Below are 536 nucleotides of genomic sequence, written 5' to 3'. Positions count from 1 at the left end.
ACCCTGCTCTTCACCGCCGTGGTGTCGGAAATATTTGCTCGATCGACATACCCTCCGCCGATGCCGGCGAATGCATTTAGACCCGAGGTTTTGACCTTGCTGTCTACCGCCGTGGTGTCGGCAACCGTTCCTTGATCGAAAACCACACCTACCCCGATGCCGGCGTGTGCATTTTTATCCTCGGTTTTGACCGTGCTGTTCATCGCCGTGGTGCCGGCAACCGTTGCTCCTTCAACGAACCCTCCCCCGATGCCGGCGTATGCTTGTACACCCGAGGTTTCGACCCTGCTGTTCACCGCCGTGGTGTCGGCAACCGTTGCTGGATCGAAAACATACCCTCCCCCGATGCCGGCGTATGCATTTAGACCCGAGGTTTTGACCTTGCTGTCCACCGCCGTGATGTTGGCAACCGTTCCTTTAACCTCCCCTCCCCCAATGCCGGCGTAAACGTTGTCACCCAAGGTGGAAATATGAGCATTTTGGGCCCGGACACCACTGACTGTGCCATTAATATCAACAACACAGGCTGCTAACCC

General features: G+C 56.7%; 1 protein-coding gene. It reads right to left on the bottom strand.

Annotated elements, in window-relative coordinates; translation table 11 throughout:
* Window positions 1-461, bottom strand: a 461-nt coding sequence (locus tag J7438_RS27340) for a hypothetical protein (RefSeq protein WP_209279152.1), incomplete at its 3' end; no start/stop codon positions are given.
* Window positions 462-536 lie beyond the last annotated feature (75 nt).

Source organism: Thalassotalea sp. G20_0, assembly GCF_017744175.1.
GTDB lineage: Bacteria > Pseudomonadota > Gammaproteobacteria > Pseudomonadales > Endozoicomonadaceae > Endozoicomonas.
This window is presented reverse-complemented; position numbering and strand designations above follow the sequence as displayed.